Below are 24,689 nucleotides of genomic sequence, written 5' to 3' on the forward strand. Positions count from 1 at the left end.
AATAAGAAAAAATTGGTAAAAAAATTTTTTGATATATGGTATAATTCTTTTCATTTTTTAAAATTTTTGGAGGTGGGTATGAAGCAACTCTTCAGGTTTCTATTATTTTTCGGCTTTTTTATTAGTTTTTTTTCTGTTTCCTTTGCTACTGAGAATGAACCAGGTGCTTCTGTAAGACTAAGGCAGGAAATCTGGGATAATGTAGTCTCTCTCGGAACAGCTCGTGATGCTCAACCTGACAGAAACTTTTTTAGACTAAGAATTCAGCTATGGGACAATGTAAAGTTTAATGATAATTTAAGTGCCTATGCAAGAATAGCGACTGAGCCAAAATATTATGATGGTCCTTATGAATTACCCCTTGACAATAGAACAAATTTTAAAAATCTTGACCAGGATGAGGTGCTGATTGATAATTTATATATTGATATTAAAAAACCTTTTGATATACCAATAAATTTCCGCATAGGTAGGCAGGATTTTCTTGGTAAAGACATGTATGGAGAAGGATTTCTAATTCTTGATGGTACGCCAGGTGATGGTTCAAGAACCTTTTATTTTAATGCATTAAAGGCTACGGTTTTGATTGCTGAGGGACAATCTGTTGATATTGTGTATGTCTCAGACCCTAAAACAGACCAATATCTGTCAAGCCTTCATCCAGCATATTACGATAGTGGCACTGCAGGTCGTACATATATAGAGCATAAAAAAAGGCTTACTGCTTCAAATGAGAGGGGATTCTGGGTCTATGGAAGGAATAAAATATTTGAATGGTTGAATATAGAACCTTACTACATCTATAAAAAAGAAGAGGAGTATATTGAAATTGATGAAAAATATATCAATACCTTCGGTATAAGAACAGTTTTCAAAGTAAATGACTTTACGCTAAGAGGCGAAATAGCCCGACAGATAGGAAAATATGATGATGGTGGAAAGAAAATAAGAGGAGTTGGAGGATATGCTTTTGCAGGTTATGGTTTTAAAAACTCGCCACTTACACCAAACGTAGAAGTAGGTTATGTATATCTATCGGGCGATAAAACAGTTTCTAACGATAAGGATGAAGGATTTAATCCTTTATTTTCAAGAGCACCGCAGTGGAATGAGCTTTTGATCTATACCTTAATTCCTGAAACTTCAGGTAAAGGTGGTCCAATTCCTGGGTACTGGACAAACATGAAAGCATTGGTAGCAAATTTAAAAATTTATCCATTTAAGAATGCTGATATAAAATTGTCTTATCAGCATTTATGGGCTGATGAGCAAATTCAAAGCAGTAGCATAAATTCAACGTATCAAAATATGTTTTCATATAATGGCAAAAACAGAGGTGACCTCTGGGCAGTTATAGGAAACTATAAATTCAATAAAAATCTTGATGGAATGCTTCAGATTGAGTATTTTGAACCCGGTGATTTTTATAAAGATGCTAAAAATGCCACTTTCATAAGATGGCAGCTTCAGTATAAACTATAAGAGAGGTTTAACTAATGAGGATGAGAGAAAAATTAAAATATTTCATAGTTTTCCTCATCCTCTTTTTTCCTATTTCCATCTCCCATGCATGGGATTGTAAAACCCATGCCTATATTGCAAAAAAAGCTGGGATTAGAATTCCTGAGGCAGCATGTATGCCTGACATTATTAGAGATGAAAACTATGATTTGCTTGCACCTTTTCATTATCATGATGCTTCACCTGATACCGTAGTTACTCCTGAATATATAGATAAATTTGGTATCAAAGAGGCTTTTCTTTTAGTAGATGGTAAAAATTTTAGAATTTCAGTTCCTCATCCTGCAGGAGTGCTTTACTGGAAAATAGTTCAGATTTATGAAAAAATGAAATCTCTTGACAGAACAAAACCTGACAATGTTCTTGCTTATGAATACTATCTTGTTAGCATAGCCCATTATATAGGAGACCTTTCTCAGCCTCTTCATAATTTTCCTTATGGAGACTCACCTGCAAGTGATGGAAAAATGTATGAAAAGGAGGGCTATTTTAATAGGGAATATCATATAAAATTTGATGAAGCTTTTAGCCATTATTTAAATACATCCGCAGATATCCACATTAAAATAGATAATGCAATAAAACAGATAAAGTTAAGTTCCAAAGAAGATTTGAAAAAGGAAATCTCTGAGATAGCAAATTCAGCAATAAAAATAGCTAACAAATGCTATAATGAAAACAGATTGCCCAACGAAGAAGAACTTATAAAACAAATATCATGGTCTATTTCTCTGCTCAGGGCAGTTATCATATCAACGAATTAATATCACCGTGACAGAGAACAAAGTCATATTTTAATGGGTCTTCTGGCTCTATTTTCTTTAAATATTCGGTAATTTCCATAGCAGTTTTTATACTCTGAGTGTTTCTTTTGGTAAAGCCCAATTTTTTTGAAACTCTCCATATATGCACATCAAGAGGAATAATAAGTTCAGATGGTTTAATTGTATTCCATAGAGCAAAATCAATATCCCTTTTCCTTACCATCCATCTGAGAAAAAGATTAATTCTCTTGCAGGGACTTCCTTTCAATGGGTCTGGGAAAAAGTGAAGTAATCCTTTGGTTTTAATATTTTTTCCATATATAGGTTTCAAATTTACCTTAAATGCTGATTGAACAAAGTTAGAAATTTTTTGAATATGACTGTCCGATTGAAAATAATATTCCAGAGATTTTATTGGAGACTGCTGAATCAACTTTTTAAGAATGAAAAGAAAGGCAACAACATCATAAACACTACTGAATCTGTATTTAATCTCTAATTTTTTCATTAAAGAAGAAGGGTTGAAATTTAATATAAACTCTGAAGGATGCTGTCCCATGATATTAAAAAGTCCTTCAAGAAAATTACAAAAAGATTTTATATTTCCATAGGCAAAAAAAGAGGCAATTATTCCTGCTATTTCTATGTCTAAAGGATTTTTATATCTCTTAGGAAATCTTATAGGGTCTCTCTCTACAGTAGATTGGAAGTCAAAAGAATTATATAATCTTTCCAATTTATCTATTATTTTATCCATGTCATATTTTTGATTATTTTCAAATCTTTATGCAATAATAAAATCTAATCTTTTAACTTAAATAAAGAGTTCGGAGGTTTTTATGGGAATGACAATTGCAGAAAAAATTCTTGCTGCCCATGCTGGTAAAAAGGAAGTCACACCAGGTGAAATAATAAATGCGAAGGTAGATATAGTTTTAGCCAACGATATTACAGCTCCAATTGCTATAAAAGAGTTTGAAAAGCTTGGCGTTAAAGATGTGTTTGATAGAGAACGCATAGCCCTTGTGCCTGACCATTTTACTCCTCAAAAGGATATAAAAGCTGCTGAACAGTGTAAAATGCTTAGAGAATTTGCGCAAAAATATAAAATCAAACACTATTTTGAAATTGGCAGAGTAGGAATAGAACATGCCCTTCTTCCAGAAGAAGGCATAGTGCTTCCTGGTGACCTTGTAATCGGAGCAGACAGTCACACTTGCACCTATGGTGCTTTAGGTGCTTTTGCAACTGGCGTGGGCTCTACGGATGCGGCAATAGCAATGGCAACAGGTGAATGCTGGTTTAAAGTTCCTGAGACAATAAAATTTATATATTACGGGAAACTTCAAAAATGGGTTAGTGGGAAAGACTTAATCTTATATACAATTGGTGATATTGGAGTTGACGGAGCCTCCTATATGGCAATGGAATTTATAGGAGAAGTAATTGACAATATGCCAATGAGCGGAAGATTTAGTATGTGTAATATGGCAATTGAGGCGGGAGCAAAAGCCGGTATAATTGTTCCTGACAAGATTACAGAGGAATATGTCAAACTACGTGCAAAAAGACCTTATAAAATCTATAATTCAGACCAAGATGCAAAATACTTTGAAATAAAAGAATATGACTGTTCAAGAATTCCTCCAGTGGTTGCCTGCCCTCATCTTCCTTCTAATGTCAAACCTGCAAATGAGCTTTCTCATATAAAAATAGACCAGGTGGTAATAGGTTCATGCACCAATGGAAGGCTTGAAGACTTAAGAGAAGCAGCAATGGTTTTGAAGGGCAGAAAGGTGCATCCTGAAGTAAGAATGATAATCATCCCAGCAACACAAAAAATCTATATGCAAGCATTAAAAGAAGGTTTAATTGAAATATTCATAGATGCCCAGGCAGTAGTTTCACCTCCTACTTGCGGTCCATGCCTCGGAGGGCATATGGGCATTCTTGCAAAAGGCGAAAGAGCTATTGCAACAACTAACAGAAACTTTGTTGGCAGAATGGGACATCCTGAGAGTGAAGTATATCTCAGCAATCCAGCAGTTGCTGCTGCAAGCGGAGTGCTTGGGAGAATTGGAACACCTGAAGAATTAGGGCTTTAGATTAGATAGAATCTTTTGCTCTAATTTACGCATTTTTCTTGCTTCGCTGTCAGATACTTCATGGTCATAGCCGAGGAGATGAAGGATACCATGTGCTAAAATTCTATCAAGTTCTTGCCAGAATGTTTTATTATATTGCTTTGCTTGTGAGAAAACTTTTTTAGGATTAATAATAATTTCGCCAAGAAATAAATTGCCAGAAGGTTCGTTTTCTAAATAGGGGAAAGATAAAATATCAGTAACAGAATTTTTGCCTCTGTATTTAGAATTGAGCTCTTTCATTTTTTGATCTCCGACAAATATTACAGATATTAACAGAAAGGCTGGATTTTTAACGGTTATTTTAGATAGTTTTTTATCTTTGGTTTCATATAAAAAACTAACTATTTTTTTTATTCTGCTTATTACTTTTTTTGATGCAACTCTAATTTTTCTCTGTCTATTGATAACTTCAACAGAAATTCTCATACTATTTTTTCCTTTGCAGGTTCTGGATAGGAAATTCTTCTGTGAAATATTCCTGCAAGAATGTATTCAAACTTCTTTTTTATCTCACTTAAATCTTTCAGAGTGATTTCACATTCATCAAGTTGTCCATCAAGAAAGATATTTTTAATTATTTTATCTACAAGTCCTGAAATTCTTGCTGGTGTTGGATCATCAAGAGTTCTTGAAGCAGCTTCTACAGCATCTGCAAGCATAATAAGTGCTGCAAGCTTTGTTTGTGGTTTTGGACCCGGATATCTGTAATCCTGTTCAGATGGAGGAGTTTCCATTTCCTTTAAAGCTTTTTGATAAAAATATGTAACAAGCGTGGTTCCATGATGTTGTTGAATTACATCTTTAACTATTTCGGGTAAATTGAACTCTTCCGCAAGTTCAACTCCGTCTTTTACATGAGCAATTATAATCATACTGCTTAGATGAGGATTAAGCTTTTCATGCTTACTTATACAACCTGTCTGATTTTCAACAAAATACTCTGGCATTCTTATTTTGCCTATATCATGATAATAAGAAGCAACTTTTGCAATCAAAGGGTTAACTCCAACTACTTCTGAAGCAGCTTCTGCAAGACTTCCTACTATCATGCTATGATGATAAGTTCCAGGTGCTTCAACTGAAAGTTGCTTCATCAATGGATGGTCAATATCAAGTAATTCTACCAAACTTACAGGGGTTGTCACATTAAACAATCTTTCTATAGCAGGTAAACACAAAAAACACAATGCTGATACTGTAAATCCATTTATAACTGAAAAAACAACGGCAAAATATAGTGAATGTAAATCAAAAAATCCCATTATAAGAAGAATAGCACTTGAACTAAATATATTTGCCAATGCTATATATATTCCTGCATTTATGATATCAGTCCTTTTTTTACATTTAAGAAGGCTGAATGCACCGATAAGGCATCCGATAAAAACATAAAGAGGTATTAGAGAGGTTTTTAACCATATACCAGCCATAAGGCTAAGAATTAAAGAAAATGTTATAGCGGTATGAAAGTCAAATATTAATACTACAATTACAGGTCCTAGGGCAAGAGGTATTCCAAATGTGTGCATAACTATGCTTTCAACTCCTAATCCTTTAGAAAACACTAAAAATATATGTTCAAATCCTCTTGAAATAATCAGTGTGAAAACTATAAGGCTTGCAAGCAAAGCCATCATTTTTTTCTTTTTAAGATAGGCTGGTTTGTACCTTTTTAAATCTCTATAGAAAAATATAAGAAGAAGAAAAATAACAATAAAACTTCCAAAGAATGAAGATATGCCAGATTTAAAATCATGAAGCAAGAAGGCATTTAAAAGTGATAAAATTATAAGATAAGGTAAAGTCTCTCTTTCAATAAGTATTTTTCTTTCTTTTCCATTTTGATGTGTTTTGAATTTTTCAATAAATTTTCTTAGATAAGACCTATCTGGAGTAGTAGGCTTAAGTTGGGGGTTGTCTTTCATGTTTTTCATAGGCTTTTATAATCTCCTGAACAAGTCTATGTCTTACTACATCTTTTTCAGTGAAATAAATAATTTTTATTCCTTGTACATCTTTAAGAATTTTTAAAGCTTCAACTAGCCCTGATATTTTTTGAGGTGGAAGGTCTATCTGTGTAATATCTCCGGTAATAACTGTTTTTGAACCAAAACCAAGTCTTGTCAAATACATTTTCATCTGCTCTGTTGTTGTATTCTGAGCTTCATCAAGGATTATAAAGGCATCATTGAGAGTTCTACCTCTCATAAATGCAAGGGGTGCAATCTCAATAGCTCCCTTTTCAATAAGTTTGGAAGCTCTGTCCAGGTCAAGCATATCATAGAGTGCGTCATAAAGCGGTCTAAGATATGGGCTCACTTTTTCCTCTATAGCACCTGGAAGAAATCCTAATTTTTCTCCTGCCTCAACAGCAGGCCTTACAAGAACTATTCTGGAGACTTGTCTTGTTAGTAAAAAGTGAATTGCCATAGCCATTGCAAGATAAGTTTTCCCAGTTCCTGCAGGACCTATTCCAAAGACTATGTCATACTTCAACATAGCTTCCATATATGCTTTTTGCATTTCTGTTTTAGGAATGATAACTCTTTTTTTTGAAGGAATGGGGATTCCTCCTTTAAAAAGACTCAGTATGGATACAGGCTTGCCTTCTTTAAGTCCTTGAATAGAATGAATAATATCTTCAGGCTTTATGATATATCCTTCTCTATTAACTGTTCTTATTTCTTCTATTATTTTTTCTACCTTTTCAATATCTCTTTCATCTTCTCCTTGAATAATTAGTTTGTTTCCTCTAACATTTAAAGTTACATTCAGAGCATCTTCTATTAACTGAAAGATTTTATCCAATCCCCCATGGATAAATGGATATTCTCTTTCTTCATCAAGTTCAATTATACGTGCGATGGCTATCCTCCTTTTGAATGTTTACTTATTTTAATTATAAAGTTTTCAAAACCCTTTGACTTAAGAATTTCTGAAGCTTTTTGAGCATCAGTAAATCGTCTGTAATAACCTGTTCTAATTTTGTATAAATTTTCTTTGAGAAGTTGAGCATTAATTCCTGCTTCTTTAAGTTTTTTCATTAAAATTTCTGCATTTTCAATTTCATTAAAAGCGCCTATCTGAAGTGTATACATAGCTTTTCTATAAGTTAGTTTTTTTGAGATATGTTTTTCTACCTTTGAGGTTTTTGGTAACTCTTTATTTTCTTTAACTTCACTTTTTTCCATTGCTTCCACTTCTTTGATTATTTTTACATTTTCTTTTTCTGATTCCTTTTCTGAACTTTCAGGTTGATTTTGTTGAATAGTATTATCCTGTTTTTTTGCAAGCTGGGACTCAAAGGTAGATGGTAGAACTGTTTTTTCAGGCTCAATAGTTTTTTGAACATAAACTTCTTTTGCTGGTACTGTAATATAACCAATTGTATAGCCAACTAAGACTCCAATAATTGCTATACTGAAAACTATTAAAAAAAATGTTTTTTTATGTATCACTATAAGTTCCTCACCCTTTTTTTTCATATGATTAACATAGCATCACCATATGAAAAAAATCTATATCCTTTTTCAATAGCTTCTCTGTAAGCTTTTTTCACTTTTTGCATTTCACAGAAAGCATAAACCATGGCAAGAGGAGTTGACTTTGGTAAATGAAAATTTGTAATTAATGCATCAACAATTTTAAAAGAAAATTCTGGATAAATAAAAATATCTGTGCTACCCTTTATTTTATAATTATCAGACCCCCTATCTTCATATTTGCCTGAAGCATATCCTTCTAATGCTCTTGTTGTTGTTGTACCAACTGAAAAAATTCTTTTACCAGCCTTTTTAATTGCGTATATTTCTTCTATAAGAGTCTTGTCTATCTCAAAATATTCGGGATCCATTTTATGTTCCTGCAATTTGTCCACTTTTATTGGTTTGAAAGTTCCTACTCCAACATGAAGAGTTATTTCTCTTAATTTAACACCTTTACTTATGATAGTTTCCAAGAGTTCCTTTGTGAAATGAAGTCCTGCTGTAGGAGCTGCAATAGAACCATTCATTTTTGCATAAACTGTCTGATAGTCTTGTCTATCACTCTGGATAGGTTTCCTTTTAATATAAGGAGGTAAGGGCATAAACCCTTTTTCATTGATGAGATTCCTCACTTTAGGAGAGGTCATATTCTTGAAAACAATATATCTTCCGTCACAATTATTTCTGAGTTCAGCTATAAACTCATCAATAAAAACTTCTCCTTCATAGCTTCCTTTAGTCATTACTTCCCAGACAACGTTTTGAGATGAACATTTTTTTTCTTTAATTAAAAGAATTTCTATTTTTCCTCCTGAAGGCTTTTCCGCGATTAGTCTTGCAGGGATAACTTTTGTGTTATTAATAATAAGAATATCACCTTCATTTAAATATTCAACAATTTCATAAAATATTCTATGCTCTATTTCCCCAGTGTTTTTGTGTAAAACAAGAAGACGAGATTTATCTCTTTCTGATAAGGGTTTCTGGGCAATTAAATCTGTAGGCAGAGTATAATTAAGTTCAGTTATTTTCATTGATTATGTTTATTTCCGTCCCTGGATAAAAATATTGAAGAATTTCCTTATAATTCTTTCCCTCTTGTGCCATCTGAAACGCGCACCATTGACACATTCCAACTCCATGACCATATCCTTTTCCTTCAAACACTATACCATCATCTTCAATTCTAATAGATGTAATCATTGTACTTGGCAGTGCTGTCCACTGAAGAAGTCTTCTGAGTTCCGTTGCTTTTACTAATTTTTTGTTTTTACCATCACTGAATTCAAGTTCTTTTACTCTTCCGGTAGTGGTGTAACTTGCTATTTTAACATAAGATATCTTTGTCATTGATAAAACCTTTTCAAGGATTTCAAAAGAAATTTTTTTCTCCCATAAAGTATAAGGTGATGGTGTTGATGGGACTTCTACTGACTTTAAATATGGATATTCTTTTCCAAAAACTTCCTTTGGCTCTTCTGTTTTTTCTACACTACAGGCATGATAAAAAGCCATTACTGGCTCTCCATTATAACTAAGTATCTGTCCTTTTGTTTCTCTGACAGCTTTTTCTACCTCTTCTGTTCCTTCATCTTCTTTGTAAACCTGATGAAATACTGAGGATGTTACATCGTAAAAATTTTTTGTTCTGTTGCGAAGAATATGGGCAACTGCATAAGTCCTTGCCAAAACTGCTTGTGCTTTCAAGGCTTCTTCTGGCCAATGAATCCCAACCTCTGATGCAACAACTCCTTTTACATAGTCTTCAAGTTGAATTACATTTATGAGAAAATATCCTTCATTTCCTTTCCATATCTCTATCTCACCATGATAAGCTGAACCGTTCACAATGGTTTTTGCTGCAACTTTTTTTATTTTTTCTAATTCATTTGAAGATGGCCTTTTATCTCCTAAAAGAACTCTTATAAAAGAATTGCTATTTTTATCCATTGCATAGGTTTGCAAACTAAAAATTAGAGTAATCAGGATTGGTAAAATTAATCTCATCTCTTTCATTTCCTGCTTAGAAGATAAAATATCAGACTAATTATAATACTTAAGAGTATTGATGTGCCAAGAGGGAAATAAAATATAAAATTTTTTCTCTCAATTACAATATCTCCTGGGAGCCTGCCAATAAAAGGGATTTTGCCAGTTAACATGAGAATTAAACCGATTATAATTGTAATTATTCCAATAAGAATTAAAAATTTTCCAATCTCATTCATAATCTATTTTCTTTAAATATCTTTCAGCCTCTGAATATATGCATCCACAGTATTTCTGTCTGTAAAGTTCAATCTCTTGAGCAGTATTCATTGCTTTTCTGAATCCTTTTCTAAAGTCTTCTGCAATAAAATTGATGTTATAGTTTTTGCTTATTTGCATTCCTATTTTTATTATTTTATCAAACTTTTGATATGGGCTTACTAATAGGGTGGTTGTAAAATCTGTAATTCCAATTACTTTAGCTTTTTCAGCAGTTTTTTCAAGTCTTATTCTATAACATATTTCACATCTTTCCTTTTCTCTTCCTGAAACCAGTTTTAAAAACTTATAAAACTCACTATAATCAGCATCATAAATAACTTCAAGATTCCATAATTTTTGTAGTTTTTTCAAAGAGTCAAGTCGCAGTTGATATTCTGTATATGGATGAATATTGGGATTATACCAAAATAAAACCACATCAAATCCTTTATTTTTAAGAACTTCATAAGGATAAATAGCACAGTTACTGCAACATGTGTGAAGCAGTATTCTCATTAAAACAACCTTTCAGGTATTTTTCTTTTTAAAACCTCATAGGCAAACCTGGTAGCCACTCTTCCCCTTGCTGTTCTTTCAATAAATCCTTCCTGCATGAGATAGGGTTCATATACATCTTCAATTGTATCTTTATCTTCTCTTAATGATGCTGCTATTGATTCAATACCTGCAGGTCCGCCATTAAACTTCTCAATTATTGTAAGAAGAATTTTTCTATCCATATCATCAAGCCCATAGTCATCAACATCCATGGCAATCAGTGCTTCCTGTGCTATTTGTAAATCTATAATATCTTTATCCTTAACCTGAGCAAAGTCTCTTATTCTTTTAAGTAATCTATTTGCTACTCTCGGAGTTCCACGAGATCTCCTCGCAATCTCCGTAGCGGCGTTTTCTTCTATCAAAATTCCGAGAATTCTTGCTGACCTTTTTACAATTTCTTTGAGTTCTTCTGAATTGTAAAACTCTAATCTGAAAACAACTCCGAAACGATCTCTTAGTGGTGATGTAATAAGTCCTGTTCTTGTTGTTGCACCAATAAGCGTGAATCTCGGAAGGTTTATTTTTATTGAGCGAGCAGAAGGTCCTTGACCAACGATTATATCAAGGGTAAAATCTTCCATTGCAGGATACAATATCTCCTCAACCATTCTTGGAAGTCTGTGAATTTCGTCAATAAATAAGATATCTCTGTCAGAAAGATTTGTGAGAATTGCTGCAACATCACCTGCCCGTTCAAGAACAGGTCCTGATGTGCTTTTAATATTCACTCCAAGTTCATTTGCTATAACTGTTGCAAGGGTTGTTTTTCCAAGCCCAGGAGGACCGCAGAAAAGGACATGATCAAGGGGTTCCTGCCTTATAAGTGCAGCCTTGATAAAAACTTCAATATTATCTTTAATTTTTTTCTGCCCTATAAATTCTTTTAAACTCTTGGGTCTCAGTGTAATATCTAAAAGCTCGTTATTTTCCATCTTTTCCAGCTAATATACTCAAAGACTCCCTAATTATTGTTGCTTCATCTTTTTCATTATTATAAATTTTATCCAAAACTTCTTTTGCTTCAAGTCTTTTATACCCAAGATTTAAAAGAGCTGACAAAATATCATCATATTTCTGGTCTTTTTCATATTGCAAAGAAGGCAAAATACCTCTCAATTCAAGAAGAATTCTTTGAGCAGTTTTTTTACCAATTCCAGGAATTTTGCTTAGTGATTTTATATCTTCGTGGTCAATTATTTTGTAAAGAGTTTCTCTATCATAGGTTGAAAGAATATTGATTGCCATTTTTGGACCAATGCCTGCAATTTTTATTAGTTCCTCAAAAAGGTCTCTCTCTGAGCTTTCTAAAAATCCATAAATTTCAATGGATTCTTCTTTTACAATTAGAGATGTAAAAATCTGAGTTTCTTCATCTCTGTTAATATATCTGGACACTCTGATTGGTATTTTAACTGAATAACCGATCCCACCTGTTTGAATAACAATCTTATCCGGTTTAACTGTAATAACTTTCCCTTTTATGAAATCAAGCATTTATTTATTTTAACACTTTTAACTGATTTCGCATACATTTACTTCTATAACGTAATTAAAAATGTGAATATGCAAAAGTAGTATATTTTGTTTTTTGATATCGTAGAATTTTAACTACCAGAAATTGCCTGAATATTGACAAACAAAAGCGAAAATGGCTATTATTTAAAACTTCAATGATTTCATTTATAAAATTCATTGGTAGATACTCAATAGAGCTTTTTGTGTTTCTTGGAAAAATGTTTATTTTCCTTGTAGATTCAATTTATTACATTTTTATACCTCCATTTAAGTTCCGTAATTTTCTCAGACAAGTAAGATTTTTCGGCAATAAATCAATGATTGTAGTAATTTTTACAGGTGCTTTTAGTGGTATGGTTTTAGCTCTTCAGGGATACTATGCATTAAATAAATTCGGAGCAGAAGCATTGCTCGGTCCTGTTGTTGCACTTTCTCTTATAAGAGAGTTGGGTCCTGTTCTCTGTGCATTAATGGTTACCGGAAGAGCTGGTTCTGCGGTGACAGCAGAGATTGGAATCATGCGAATTACTGAACAGATTGATGCTCTTACTGTAATGGCAGTTAATCCCATGAAATATGTAGTTGTGCCGAATATTCTTGCTGGTATAGTTGCTTTTCCTCTTTTAACAGCAGTTTTTGATGTTATAGGTATTTATGGTGGATATCTTGTTTCTGTTCATGCATTGGGACTTAGTGAAGGAACATATTTTTCACAGATGGAGCTTTATGTTGACATGGAAGATATAAGAATTGGGCTTTATAAATCATTGAGTTTTGGACTGCTTGTAACCTGGATTTGCACATTCATGGGATATACCTCAGGTTACGGTGCAAGAGGTGTAAGCAGAGCAACAACTAACGCTGTTGTGCTTTCCTCTGTTGTTATTCTCCTCTGGGATTATATGCTTGGAGCATTTCTTTTATGATTGAAATAAAAGAACTTTACAAATCTTTTGGAAAACAGCAAGTATTAAAAGGTGTTAGTTTGGTTATAAATGAAGGAGAGGTAACTGCTGTAATTGGAAGAAGTGGAGGCGGGAAATCTGTTCTTCTTAAACACATTGTTGGATTACTAAAGCCAGACAGAGGAAGTATATTTATAAAGGGACAGGATATAACAAAGCTAAAAGGAATCAAGCTTGATGAAATAAGAGCAGATATTGGAGTAGTTTTTCAGGGAGGTGCACTTTTTGATTCAATGACTGTTTATGACAATGTTGCATTTCCTCTTGCAGAGAAAACTAAACTAAATAAAAAAGAGATTTATGAAAGAGTTATAAAAGCACTAAGTGATGTTGGACTTCAGGGGATGGAGTATAAATATCCCGCAGAACTCAGTGGAGGAATGCGTAAAAGAGTTGCTCTCGCAAGAGCATTAATAGCTCATCCAAAAATAATTTTGTTTGATGAGCCCACAACAGGTCTTGATCCTATTCTGGTTCGGTCTATTCATAAACTTATAAGAGATACTCAGAAACAGTACGGCTTTACTGGGTTGATAATAAGTCATGAAATTCCTGAAATATTTGAGATTTCAGATAGAGTTGCGATGCTTCATAATGGAAAAATTGTTGAAGTAGGAACGCCAGAGGAAATTCAAAAAAGTGATAATATTGTTGTAAAAAATTTTATAATGGGAATAGAAAACGGAGGGAATAATGAAGAAAGAACATCTTGAAATATTAGTTGGAGTATTTGTTTTAATTGGAATTCTTTCGCTCGGATATCTTTCTTTCAGGCTTGGTAAGATTGATATGTTTAAGACAGGTTACTATACTGTTTATGCAGAGTTTGACAAGGTAGGAGGGATTAAAAAAGGATCTGTCGTAGAAATTGCTGGAGTTCCTGTAGGATCTGTTGAAAAAGTAACTCTTAATAATAAATACCAGGCAGTGGTTGAATTGAAGATACTAAGTTCAATTAAGCTTCCAGATGATTCAATTGCTTCAATTAGGACAAAGGGATTAATTGGCGAAAAATATGTTCAGATTACTCCAGGAGGCTCTGAACAATATATTGCTCAGAATGGCAAAATTAGGGAAACAGAATCATCAGTAGATATAGAGGAGGTATTGTCAAAATATGTGTTCGGTAAAATTTAGAGGTTTGATTTTTATCTTTATAGTTTTTATTTCATCAGTTTGTTTTGCAGAAGACAGGATAGTTCTTGACCTTAAAGGATGTATTGAAAGAGTTGTTAGATTTCACCCAGAGCTTGGAGAATTTAAACAGGATGTTGAAATTTATAAAGCAAAACTTACTGAGGCTCAAGCTGCAGTATTTCCCCAGATTGAATTAATGGCTTTAGGTGGTCCGTCTCCGAAAGCAGAAAAAGAGGCAATATCTCCAGAGATAAGAACAGATGTTAAATCAACTACAATTAATGGTATTTTTGGAATGCTCACGATGCAGGTATTGCAGCCAATTTATACCTTTGGCAAGCTTTCAGGATATAAAACTGCTGCAGAAGGAGGAATTAAAGTTTCAGAAGCAGAACTTGAAAAAAAGCGTTCAGAGATTATTTTGAAAACCAAGGAGCTTTATTGGAGTCTTTCTCTGATAAGAGAATTAAGAAATTTGGCAAATGAGATTAAAGATGAACTTGAGAAAGCAATAAAACGCACAGAAGAAGATTTAAAAAAAGATATTCCACCTGCTGATGAGCTTACTCTTTATAAACTTAAAACCTATTTTGGCGAAGTTAAAAGAAATTTAAATGAGATTGATAAGAATGAAGCAATAATAATAGAAGCTTTAAGATTTATGGCAGGACTTTCAGGTAAAAGGATTGAGATAATTACAGAACCCTTAAAGTATGAAGAATCATATATGAAACCAGATGAATTAATTGCTAAAGCTTTTATTTTAAGACCTGAGATGATTCAGATAAGAGAAGGACTTAAGGCAAGACAATCCTTAATTGATGTTGAAAAAAGTAATCTTTATCCACAGATTTTTTTCTTAGTTAAGGGTTCTTTAGCGGGAGCAACCAACAGAGACAGAATTCATAATCCGTATATTTATGACCCTCTTAATGATTCTATGCTTGCAGCTGTGCTTGGGATGAAACTCAATATAGATTTCGGAATAACAAAGGGTAAGATAAGAGAAGCAGAGATTGAGTATCAAAAAATAGTTGAAAAGAAAAAACTTGCTGAAAACGGTATCCCTGTTCAAATTATGAAAGCATACATTGAGCTACAGGAAGCATCAAAGAGTGCTAAGGATATGGAAGAAGCTTATCAAAATGCAAAAAAATGGCTTGTAACTGCAGATGCAAATATTGATATGGGTATTGGAGAGACAAAGGATTTAGCTGATGCTGTGCTTGCGTATGCAACTACAAGAATAAATCATTTAAAAGCACTTTACAACCAAAAAATGGCTTTGGCAAACTTAGTTCAGGCATCAGGACTTGATAAAGATGAAAGGGAGGTTAAATAGAATGAAAAAATTGATACTGATTTTATTAATTCTTGTATTTACAATCTCAGGTGCTTTCGCTGTTGTTTCTCCGAAAGAGCAGATTAAAAAGACTGTTGATAAGGTAATAAGCATTCTCAAAGACCCTAAATATAAAGGCAAAAATAAAACCCAGCAAAGAAGATTAGCTTTAAGAACAGAAATAGGAAAAGTTTTTGATTTTGAGGAAATGTCAAAGCGCTCATTAGGAGTTTACTGGAAAGATAGAACACCTCAGGAGAAAAAAGAGTTTATTGAGCTTTATAAAGATCTGCTTGAAAGGTCTTACATTGATAAAATTGAATCATATACTGATGAAGAGGTAATTTATACAGATGAAAAAGTTGAAAATAGTAAATATGCTGAAGTAAAAACAAAGATAATAACAAAGGACAAAAAGGAGATTCCGATTGATTACAGGCTTTATTTTGCGGGAAAAGAATGGAAAGTTTATGATATTGTTATAGAAGGAGTTAGTCTTGTAAGTAATTACCGTTCTCAATTCAATAAAATTATTAGAAATCATTCCTATCAAGAACTTGTAAAAAGGATGAAAACAAAACAAACAGAGGAACTAATGAGGGAAAAATAAATGTTTACAATCCTTTTAGTTGGAAAATCTTCTTTTATATCAAACTATTTGAATAGTTTAAATAAAAACAAATTTTCGGTTAAATTTTTTCCAAATATTGATGAAACATTGCAGAATATTGACCGTTATGAACCTAAATTAATACTTTTAGTCGCAGATCAAGAAGAGACAGATTTATTGGATTTTTGTAAAAAGATAAGAGAAAAATACTCTCTTTTATTGCCAATTTTACTGGTTGTAGATTTTTATTCTTTTGTTAATCTTAATCAATTTAAAAACTTAGGAGTAGATTTTATAATTAAACCATTTACTCAGGAAGAATTTAATGCAAAAATAGAGTCTTTTCTATCTGAACAGGAAAAAACTGTAGAGCATATTTATGAAAAAGAAAGTGAAATTATTGATAAACTTAGACCTTATATAAGAGAGGAAGTTAGAGCGGAGATGCAAACTATTTTAAAACAAATTCTGGAGGGCATGGAGCAGAAGCATGTTTAAGAAAGAGTTATCAATTAGTGAAATCTATAAACCTCAGGAGATTGAAAAAAAACTTTACAGTTTCTGGGAAGAAAAAGGATTTTTTAAACCAGACTCTGATTCTGAAAAGCCTTCTTATTGTATAGTAATTCCACCTCCAAATGTGACAGGAACTCTTCATATGGGGCATGCTTTAAATGCTACGCTTCAGGATATTCTTATAAGATGGAAAAGAATGCTTGGATATGCAGCATTATGGATTCCGGGAACTGATCATGCGGGGATTGCTACTCAGAATGTTGTGGAAAGGCAATTACTTCAAGAAGGTATTGATAGATATCAATTAGGAAGAACAGCCTTTCTTGAAAGAGTATGGCAGTGGAAAGAATCCTGTGGAGGTAGAATAATAGAACAACTTAAAAGAATAGGCGCATCATGTGACTGGTCTCGTCTTCGTTTTACAATGGATGAAGGGCTTAGTCAGGCTGTTAAAGAAGTTTTTCTAAGACTCTTTGAAGAGGGATTGATATACAGGGATTTAAGGCTCATAAACTGGTGTCCGAGATGTCATACCGCGCTTTCTGATCTTGAAGTAGAACACGAGGAATTAGAAGGCAAACTATACTATATTAAATATCCTCTGAAAGAAGACCCTGAAAAATTCATCACAGTGGCAACAACGCGTCCTGAAACCATGCTTGGTGACACAGCAGTTGCAGTTAATCCAGAGGATAAAAGGTATAAAAATCTTATTGGTAAAGTATTAATACTACCATTGATAAATAGAGAGATTCCTGTAATTGCAGATAGTGCTGTAGATATGGAATTTGGAACAGGTGCTGTTAAAGTAACACCGTCTCATGATTTTAATGATGCTGAGATGGCTCAAAGACATAATCTTCCTTATGTTTGTGTAATTAATGAAGAAGGCAGGATGACAGAGGAGGCTGGAAAATATAAAGGACTTGAAAGGTATGATGCGAGAAACAAAATTATCAATGATTTAACAGAGCTTGGTCTTCTTGAAAAAACAGAAAAACACAAACATGCTGTTGGGCATTGCTACAGATGTAAAACAGTTATAGAGCCTTTTCAGACAGTTCAATGGTATGTCAAGATAAAACCCTTAGCTGAAGAGGCGGTTAGAGTTGTAGAGGAAGGGAAAATCAAGTTTATCCCAGAAGGTTGGGTTAACAATTACTATGCATGGATGCGTGATATTAAAGACTGGTGTATTTCAAGACAGCTATGGTGGGGGCACAGAATTCCTGTATGGTATTGTGCAGAATGTAAAACCATTGATGGCAAAGAGCAAGGTGATTTAATAGAAATTTTGTTTTATAAACCTATTACTCTTAATGGAAAGGAAATATGGGGAGGCAGTTTCAATGAATTGAAAAAACTCGGGGTTTCAAAGGAAGAGATTGAACAAAGGGCTAAAATGATAAAAATACCGAAAGAGATTAAACATTTTGCAAATAGAGAAGAACCAAAAACTTGTCCTTATTGCGGAAGTAAAGAATTGATACAAGATCCTGATGTTCTTGATACATGGTTTTCCTCTGCATTATGGCCATTTTCAACGCTCGGTTGGCCTGAGGAAACAGAAGATTTAAAACGATTTTATCCAACAAATGTTCTTGTAACAGGGTTTGACATAATATTTTTCTGGGTTGCAAGAATGATTATGATGGGTATGAAGTTTATGAAAGATGTACCATTTAGGGATGTTTATATACATGCTCTTGTAAGGGACTCCAAGGGACAGAAGATGAGTAAATCAAAGGGCAATGTTATAGACCCGATTGTGATGATAGAAAAATATGGAGCAGATGCTTTCAGATTCACATTGGCAGCATTTGCAGCTCAGGGAAGAGACATCAAATTTTCAGAAGAAAGAGTTGAAGGATACAGACATTTTATAAATAAAATCTGGAATGCAATGAAGTTTATAATGAGTTTTGCTCATTTAAGAACAAAAGAAGAAGTCAAATTAGAAGACGTCAAATCATTGAAAGACAGATGGATTTTGTCCAAACTCTCAGATGCTATATATGAAACAAACAGAGCACTTGATGCTTATAGATTTAATGATGCTGCAGGAACTGTTTATCAGTTTTTATGGCATGAATTTTGTGACTGGTATATAGAGCTAAGCAAAGTTGTTCTATATTCTGATACAGAGGAAAAAGACGAAACAGTTAATTGTCTTTTCTATGTTTTTGAAAACATCCTTAAACTTCTTCATCCTTTCATGCCATATGTTACAGAGGAGATATGGCTTAATATTTTGGGAAAGGAAAAATCTTTAATGATTTCACTATATCCTACTCATGATTTGATAAACAAAGATGAAGAAGCAATAGATAAGATGGAACATATAATTGAGGCAATTTCAGGAATACGAAGCATTCGTGGAGAATTAAATATCGCGCCTTCTTTAAATGTTGATGTTTATATAAAATCTTTAACTCCTCAAGCAGAAAATATTTTAAATGAGGGATATCAGTTTATTTTGAAACTTGCAAAAGCAAAAAGTTTGAAAATACAAAAAGATCTTAGCAGAGCAAAAGGCTCTGCTGTATCAGTTAAGAAAAATTTTGAAATATATATACCAATTAAAGGATTGATTGACATAGAACAGGAGAAAAAAAGACTTTTAAAAGAACTTCAAAAGACAGAACAAGATATTAATTTTCTCAATAAAAAGCTGATGAATGAGGATTTTATAAAAAACGCTCCTGAGGACGTTGTAAAAAAGGATAAAGAAAAATATGAGGGACTTCTCGTAAAACATGATAAAATAAAAGAAAATCTTTCAGTTATTGAAGAATTAAAAAATTAGGGGGAAACAATGGAAGAAAAGCTTGATATTGAAGGGCAGAGCCTTGATATAGTTGAAGCTGAGTTTTTAAATGTAAAACAAAGCACGATTAGAGCTGTTGAGGCTGGTACAGCAGAATTGCAGCAGGTTTGTGCATTAAGTATTGATTCTGAAAAAGCTGAGATTACTCAGGGAGCAATCGGATTTGTGAAATCTAATGAGTTGAATATGAATCAGTGTATAAGCGGAGTTTCAACAGGAGAAAAAACAGAGATTAATTTTTCACTATGTCCTTTTGCTCTTAGTAGGGATAAAGCAGAAATAAAAAGGTCAGCAACAGGTCTCATAATAGGTAGTAATGTAGAAGTTAAAAACTCCGCAAGTGTAATTGTGATAGGTAAGAATATAGAAGGAAACATTACAACACTTTTTGACTGGAAAAGCGCTCTTGCAGTTACTGCAGTTGCAGGAGGCATTTACGGACTTTTAAGACTTTTTCTTAAAAAATAATGTTTAATCCTTTGATTGATGAGCTTTTTAAACTTTCAATAATAGAAGATATTGGAAATGGAGATATAACCTCTCAGCTTATTATACCTGAAGATTGTAAAGCATTAGCTCAGATAATATGCAAGGAGGATATTATTCTTGCAGGCATGCCTTTTGTAAAAAGATTTTTTACTATTCTATCTTCATACTTTGGATTCCAACCTGAGCAAATATATTTTGAGGAATACTATAAAGATGGTGATTTTATTAAAAAATCCAATGTCATAGCTTCTGTTAAAGGAAATACGAGGTTACTGCTTGCAGGTGAGAGGATTGCTTTGAATCTTTTACAGAGGCTTTCAGGTATTGCTACATTTACAAGAGAGTTTGTAAAAAAAGTAGAAGATTTACCAGTAAAAATTCTTGATACAAGAAAAACAACTCCTGGATTAAGATTTATGGAAAAATACGCAGTAAAAATTGGTGGAGGTATTAATCATCGGTTTGCACTTTATGATGCAGTTTTAATAAAAGATAATCATATAAAAGTTGTAGGATCTGTTAGAGAGGCTGTGATAAAAGCTAAAAATCAATGTATACATCAAAAAGTAGAGGTAGAGGTAAAAAATCTTAAAGAACTTGAAGAAGCAATTTCTGCAGAAGCAGATATAATCATGCTTGACAATATGAATATTGAAGAAATGAAAAAAGCGGTAGAGATTGCAAATGGAAGAGTTTTACTTGAAGCATCAGGTGGTGTAAATCTTGAAAATATTAGAAATATCGCATTAACAGGTGTTGATTTTATATCAATTGGTGCATTAACTCATTCAGCTACTGCTGTTGATATTAGCATGAAGATAAGGGAGGTTTTATGAGTATTACATATAAAAAAGCAGGAGTTGATATTGATGAAGCAGATAAATTTGTCAGCATGATTTCTCCTATTGTTAAAACGACATTTCGTAAAGAAGTTCTCACTGAAATAGGACTTTTTGCAGGATTATTTAAATTTGATGTAAAAAAATATAAAGAACCAGTGTTGGTTAGTGGAACAGATGGAGTTGGAACAAAGCTCAAAATAGCCTTTGAAGCAGATAAACACGATACAGTTGGAATAGACCTTGTTGCCATGTGTGTGAATGATATTTTAACAGTTGGTGCAGAACCCTTGTTTTTCCTTGATTACTTCGCAACTGGAAAACTTAATGCAGCAAAAGCTACGGAAGTTATAAAAGGTATTGTTCAAGGTTGTAAAGAAGCTGGTTGTGCTCTTATAGGAGGGGAGACTGCAGAATTACCGAGGTTTTATAAAAAAAATGAATATGACCTTGCAGGATTTGCTGTAGGTGTAGTTGATAGAAAAGAAATAATTGATGGTTCTTCAATAAAAGAAGGAGACGTTTTCATAGGTGTAGCATCTTCAGGGCTTCATAGCAATGGTTTTTCTCTTGCAAGAAAAGTCCTTTTTGATATAGGCAAATTGAGAATTGATCAGTATATACCTGAATTAAACTGTATCCTTGCAAAGGAACTACTTAAACCAACAGAAATTTATGTTAAAGCATATTTTGCCCTTAAAGATAAAGTCAAAGTTAAAGGTATGGCACATATAACTGGTGGAGGTATCCCCGGAAATTTATCCAGAATTTTACCTAAAAATATAACAGCAATTTTAGACAAAAATAGCTGGACTGTGCCTTCAATTTTTCATTTAATAAAAAACATAGGTAAAATTAATGAAGCAGAGATGTTTAAAGTTTTTAACATGGGAATAGGTTATATTTTTGTTGTTGAACAAAATGAAATTCAAAAATCCTTAGCCATCTTAAATAAAAAGGGTTACAAAGCCTATTTAATTGGAAAAGCTTCAAAAGGTGGTGAAGATAAAATCACAATAAAATGAAAATATTTCAGAAGGAAACGCAGTTAGGTGAAATTTTTTTAAAGTTTATAGATATATATTCAGAATCTGTAATTGTTTTTGAACCTGAAAGATATGAAATATTATATATGAATCAGAAAGCAAAAGATTTTTTGGAAGGGAATCCAGATTTATCAACATTTTTTCAAGAAGATGAATATTTAAACTTCATAAAATTAATAAAAGATTGTCATAAAGTTGAAGAAAACAGGGTTATTAGTTTTAAAAGAAATGACAATAAAAAGGGAGTTTTGCTTTTTAGTTTATACCCCGTTGCATATGATGATTACAGGACAGTTTGTTTTACATTTAAAGATATTACAGAAAAAATTAATAAAAAAGAAGAAAAACGAAGAAAAAATGCTCAACTTATACTACAGGACAAGCTAAAATCTGTAGATTTAGTTACATCCAGCATATCTCATGAAATAAACAATATTTGTAATTTTATGGTTAATAATCTGAAAATTACTTTTCAAGCATGGAATGATATTTTTACTATAATTAAGGAATATGAAGATGAAAATGGAGAATTTTTGATAGGAGGGATTTCTTCTTCAGAAATAGATAAAGTAATACCTCGACTTATGATTTCAGTAATAGATGGGATTAACAGAATTTCCGATACAATTGATGATTTTAGAAAATATGTGAAAGAAGGTTTGAAGTCAGAAACTGCGGTTATTGATATAAATGAGGTTGTAAGAAGAGTAGTTACAATTCTTAATCATCATATTTTTATTTATACAGAGAACTTTAATTTTAATTTTACTGAAGGATTGCCAAAGATTAAAGGCAATATGCAGAAATTAGAGCAACTAATAATAAATTTACTAATGAATGCATTACAGTCATTACCAAATAGACAGAGAGGAGTTTTTATTTCTACAGGTATGACATCAGATAAAGTATATATTGAAATTAATGATGAGGGAGTAGGAATTCCAAAGAATATTATGCCTCATATATATGAACCTTTTTTCTCTACTAAATATTCATCAGGTGGTTCAGGGCTTGGACTTTATCTTTCCAAATCCATTATAGAAGATTTTGGTGGTGAAATTAATATTCAGTCTGAGGAAAATAGAGGAACAAAAGTAACAATTTATCTTCCCTATGTTTTAGAAAATGGAAAATTTTAATTACAGTGTTGCTATTGTAGATGATGAAAAGGAGGCACTATACTCTTATTCTCTTATTTTAAAACAGGCAGGGCTTAAAGATGTTGTTTTAATTCAAGATTCCCGTGAAATTCCTATTATTTTAAAAGAAAGAACTTTTTCTATTTTGCTTCTTGACCTTTCAATGCCGTATATATCAGGTTTTGATTTGCTAAAGTATCTTTCAGTAGAGTATCCAGAAATTCCAGTTATTATAATAACAGCAATAAAAGACATAGAAACTGCAGTTGAGTGTATGAAAATTGGTGCATGCGATTATCTCGTAAAGCCTATTGAAAAAAATAAGTTAATATCATCTATAAAAAAAGCATTAGAAATGAATAGGTTAAAAGAAGAAATTTTAGGATTAAAACATAGATTGATTGAAGATAAACTGGAACAAGAAAACGCTTTTTCAGAGATCATAACTGTTAATCAGAAAATGAGAGGAATTTTTAAATATATTGAAGTAATATCAAAAACTGAACAACCTGTTTTAGTTACAGGAGAAACAGGAACAGGAAAAGAACTCGTTGCAAGAGCAATACATAAGATAAGTGAAAAAAAGGGAGAATTTGTAGCAGTAAATGTTGCAGGTCTTGATGATACCATGTTTTCAGATACTTTATTCGGTCATAGAAAAGGGGCATTTACTGGAGCTTTTTCTAATAGGGAGGGATTGATTTCAAGAGCAAAGGGAGGGACCCTGTTTCTTGATGAGATTGGAGATTTATCAGAAGCTTCTCAGCTTAAGCTTTTAAGGGTTATTCAGGAAAAGGTCTATTATCCTTTGGGGTCTGACCTTCCTAAAAATACTGATGCAAGACTAATCGTTGCAACCAATCAGGATATACAGGAAATGGTTAATAGTGGAAAGTTTAGAAAAGATTTATTTTATAGACTTAAAGCTCATCATGTTCATTTACCACCTTTAAGGGAAAGAAAGGATGATATTCCTGTTTTACTTGAATATTTTATTGAAGAGGCTGCTCTTTCTCTTTCAAAAAAACCTCCTAAATATCCTGAAGAATTGATAATACTTTTGATGAATTATCCTTTTCCTGGCAACATAAGAGAATTAAAAATGATAGTTTATGATGCAGTAGCAAGATGTAAATCTAATTTTTTATCCTTGGAGATTTTTAAAGATATGATAGATATAAGCAATACAATTGATAAGGAACTTAAAAGTGAGATAGTAAAGTTTTATATTCAGATGAGGTTTCCAGAAAGGCTTCCAACCTTAAAAGAGATGGAAGAAATACTTGTTACCGAAGCTTTAAGAAGATCAAAAGGAAATCAGGGTATAGCAGCTTCTATGCTTGGTATAACAAGACAGGCACTCAACAAAAGACTACACAAAAAAACAACCCCCTGAAAAAATTTTTTCTATATTTTAGATTAAGCAAAAAAAGTTGCACCCATTTATATTGCTAATTAATTGAATAATATTAAAAAATTCTATGGCATGAGAATTGATAATCTATAAAATAGATGAACCGATTAAATCTTCCATAC

The 24,689-nt window shown here is 32.7% G+C and carries 26 protein-coding genes; 15 read left to right on the top strand and 11 right to left on the bottom strand.

All coding sequences use genetic code 11. The annotated features are described in order from the left end of the window. The first annotated feature begins 78 nt into the window (after positions 1-78). Positions 79-1,482: an alginate export family protein gene (locus tag THEYE_RS04270; RefSeq protein ID WP_012544916.1), complete on the top strand. Its 1,404-nt coding sequence runs from the start codon at positions 79-81 to the stop codon at positions 1,480-1,482. Between the two features lie 20 nt (positions 1,483-1,502). After that, positions 1,503-2,285, top strand: coding sequence for a S1/P1 nuclease (locus THEYE_RS04275; protein ID WP_164924835.1), 783 nt, complete (start codon positions 1,503-1,505; stop codon positions 2,283-2,285). On the opposite strand, the gene THEYE_RS04280 is transcribed toward THEYE_RS04275, so the two are convergent. Continuing rightward, positions 2,269-3,042 carry a TIGR02757 family protein gene (locus THEYE_RS04280; protein WP_012546049.1) on the bottom strand — a complete coding sequence of 258 codons (774 nt, stop codon included), beginning with the start codon at positions 3,040-3,042 and terminating at the stop codon, positions 2,269-2,271. The two genes, THEYE_RS04275 and THEYE_RS04280, sit on opposite strands and share 17 nt — an antisense overlap. Before the next feature lie 82 nt (positions 3,043-3,124). Between THEYE_RS04280 and leuC the strand changes: the two genes are divergently transcribed. Beyond that, on the top strand, positions 3,125-4,390 hold the full coding sequence (gene leuC, locus THEYE_RS04285) for a 3-isopropylmalate dehydratase large subunit (RefSeq protein WP_012545762.1): 1,266 nt from the start codon (positions 3,125-3,127) through the stop codon (positions 4,388-4,390). Here leuC and ybeY read toward each other — a convergent pair. From ybeY to ruvA, 10 genes are read right to left on the bottom strand one after another with little or no spacing between them, the layout of a single operon-like run. Next, positions 4,379-4,858 (bottom strand): rRNA maturation RNase YbeY, encoded by a 480-nt coding sequence (gene ybeY / locus THEYE_RS04290; RefSeq protein WP_012546720.1) that lies wholly within the window; start codon positions 4,856-4,858, stop codon positions 4,379-4,381. The genes leuC and ybeY overlap by 12 nt on opposite strands. Continuing rightward, entirely contained in the window at positions 4,855-6,366 is a 1,512-nt protein-coding gene (locus tag THEYE_RS04295) for an HD family phosphohydrolase (protein WP_012546232.1), read from the bottom strand. Before THEYE_RS04295 ends, ybeY begins: the two co-directional genes overlap by 4 nt. Continuing rightward, on the bottom strand, positions 6,335-7,240 hold the full coding sequence (locus tag THEYE_RS04300; protein WP_012545286.1) for a PhoH family protein: 906 nt from the start codon (positions 7,238-7,240) through the stop codon (positions 6,335-6,337). Before THEYE_RS04300 ends, THEYE_RS04295 begins: the two co-directional genes overlap by 32 nt. Positions 7,241-7,299: 59 nt before the next feature. Further along, on the bottom strand, positions 7,300-7,917 hold the full coding sequence (locus tag THEYE_RS04305) for an SPOR domain-containing protein (protein WP_012546352.1): 618 nt from the start codon (positions 7,915-7,917) through the stop codon (positions 7,300-7,302). Beyond that, complete coding sequence (gene queA / locus THEYE_RS04310) at positions 7,914-8,951, bottom strand: tRNA preQ1(34) S-adenosylmethionine ribosyltransferase-isomerase QueA (RefSeq protein ID WP_012545420.1); 1,038 nt, start codon at positions 8,949-8,951, stop codon at positions 7,914-7,916. The genes THEYE_RS04305 and queA overlap by 4 nt, the downstream gene beginning before the upstream one ends. Then, entirely contained in the window at positions 8,938-9,933 is a 996-nt protein-coding gene (locus THEYE_RS04315) for a SpoIID/LytB domain-containing protein (RefSeq protein WP_051345853.1), read from the bottom strand. The genes queA and THEYE_RS04315 overlap by 14 nt, the downstream gene beginning before the upstream one ends. Next, positions 9,930-10,145, bottom strand: coding sequence for a DUF2905 domain-containing protein (locus THEYE_RS10655; protein WP_012545707.1), 216 nt, complete (start codon positions 10,143-10,145; stop codon positions 9,930-9,932). Before THEYE_RS10655 ends, THEYE_RS04315 begins: the two co-directional genes overlap by 4 nt. Further along, positions 10,138-10,683, bottom strand: a complete 546-nt coding sequence (locus tag THEYE_RS04325) for an epoxyqueuosine reductase QueH (RefSeq protein ID WP_012546830.1) — start codon at positions 10,681-10,683, stop codon at positions 10,138-10,140. Before THEYE_RS04325 ends, THEYE_RS10655 begins: the two co-directional genes overlap by 8 nt. Continuing rightward, complete coding sequence (ruvB, locus tag THEYE_RS04330) at positions 10,683-11,660, bottom strand: Holliday junction branch migration DNA helicase RuvB (protein WP_012546115.1); 978 nt, start codon at positions 11,658-11,660, stop codon at positions 10,683-10,685. Before ruvB ends, THEYE_RS04325 begins: the two co-directional genes overlap by 1 nt. Then, positions 11,650-12,222 carry a Holliday junction branch migration protein RuvA gene (gene ruvA / locus THEYE_RS04335; protein WP_012545070.1) on the bottom strand — a complete coding sequence of 191 codons (573 nt, stop codon included), beginning with the start codon at positions 12,220-12,222 and terminating at the stop codon, positions 11,650-11,652. The genes ruvB and ruvA overlap by 11 nt, the downstream gene beginning before the upstream one ends. Positions 12,223-12,398: 176 nt before the next feature. Here ruvA and THEYE_RS04340 point away from each other — a divergent pair, with 176 nt between their 5' ends. From THEYE_RS04340 to THEYE_RS04395, 12 genes are read left to right on the top strand one after another with little or no spacing between them, the layout of a single operon-like run. Beyond that, entirely contained in the window at positions 12,399-13,169 is a 771-nt protein-coding gene (locus tag THEYE_RS04340) for an MlaE family ABC transporter permease (RefSeq protein WP_012545987.1), read from the top strand. Then, on the top strand, positions 13,166-13,921 hold the full coding sequence (locus THEYE_RS04345; RefSeq protein ID WP_012546205.1) for an ABC transporter ATP-binding protein: 756 nt from the start codon (positions 13,166-13,168) through the stop codon (positions 13,919-13,921). The genes THEYE_RS04340 and THEYE_RS04345 overlap by 4 nt, the downstream gene beginning before the upstream one ends. Beyond that, positions 13,902-14,345 (top strand): outer membrane lipid asymmetry maintenance protein MlaD, encoded by a 444-nt coding sequence (mlaD, locus tag THEYE_RS04350; RefSeq protein WP_012545373.1) that lies wholly within the window; start codon positions 13,902-13,904, stop codon positions 14,343-14,345. Before THEYE_RS04345 ends, mlaD begins: the two co-directional genes overlap by 20 nt. Beyond that, positions 14,326-15,687: a TolC family protein gene (locus tag THEYE_RS04355; RefSeq protein ID WP_012544922.1), complete on the top strand. Its 1,362-nt coding sequence runs from the start codon at positions 14,326-14,328 to the stop codon at positions 15,685-15,687. Before mlaD ends, THEYE_RS04355 begins: the two co-directional genes overlap by 20 nt. Position 15,688: 1 nt before the next feature. Further along, positions 15,689-16,297 carry an MlaC/ttg2D family ABC transporter substrate-binding protein gene (locus THEYE_RS04360; protein ID WP_012546348.1) on the top strand — a complete coding sequence of 203 codons (609 nt, stop codon included), beginning with the start codon at positions 15,689-15,691 and terminating at the stop codon, positions 16,295-16,297. Further along, positions 16,298-16,795, top strand: a complete 498-nt coding sequence (locus tag THEYE_RS04365) for a response regulator (RefSeq protein ID WP_012545196.1) — start codon at positions 16,298-16,300, stop codon at positions 16,793-16,795. Further along, positions 16,788-19,619, top strand: coding sequence for a valine--tRNA ligase (locus THEYE_RS04370; RefSeq protein ID WP_012545538.1), 2,832 nt, complete (start codon positions 16,788-16,790; stop codon positions 19,617-19,619). Before THEYE_RS04365 ends, THEYE_RS04370 begins: the two co-directional genes overlap by 8 nt. 9 nt (positions 19,620-19,628) lie before the next feature. After that, entirely contained in the window at positions 19,629-20,108 is a 480-nt protein-coding gene (locus tag THEYE_RS04375; RefSeq protein WP_012546000.1) for a hypothetical protein, read from the top strand. Then, positions 20,108-20,965: a carboxylating nicotinate-nucleotide diphosphorylase gene (gene nadC / locus THEYE_RS04380; RefSeq protein WP_012545113.1), complete on the top strand. Its 858-nt coding sequence runs from the start codon at positions 20,108-20,110 to the stop codon at positions 20,963-20,965. The genes THEYE_RS04375 and nadC overlap by 1 nt, the downstream gene beginning before the upstream one ends. Continuing rightward, positions 20,962-21,993, top strand: coding sequence for a phosphoribosylformylglycinamidine cyclo-ligase (purM, locus tag THEYE_RS04385; protein WP_012545739.1), 1,032 nt, complete (start codon positions 20,962-20,964; stop codon positions 21,991-21,993). The genes nadC and purM overlap by 4 nt, the downstream gene beginning before the upstream one ends. Continuing rightward, on the top strand, positions 21,990-23,153 hold the full coding sequence (locus THEYE_RS04390) for an ATP-binding protein (protein WP_012546469.1): 1,164 nt from the start codon (positions 21,990-21,992) through the stop codon (positions 23,151-23,153). Before purM ends, THEYE_RS04390 begins: the two co-directional genes overlap by 4 nt. Further along, positions 23,140-24,549, top strand: a complete 1,410-nt coding sequence (locus THEYE_RS04395) for a sigma-54-dependent transcriptional regulator (protein ID WP_012546569.1) — start codon at positions 23,140-23,142, stop codon at positions 24,547-24,549. Before THEYE_RS04390 ends, THEYE_RS04395 begins: the two co-directional genes overlap by 14 nt. The last annotated feature ends 140 nt before the right edge of the window (positions 24,550-24,689 follow it).

Origin of the sequence: Thermodesulfovibrio yellowstonii DSM 11347, assembly GCF_000020985.1 — a bacterium.
Taxonomy (GTDB): domain Bacteria; phylum Nitrospirota; class Thermodesulfovibrionia; order Thermodesulfovibrionales; family Thermodesulfovibrionaceae; genus Thermodesulfovibrio; species Thermodesulfovibrio yellowstonii.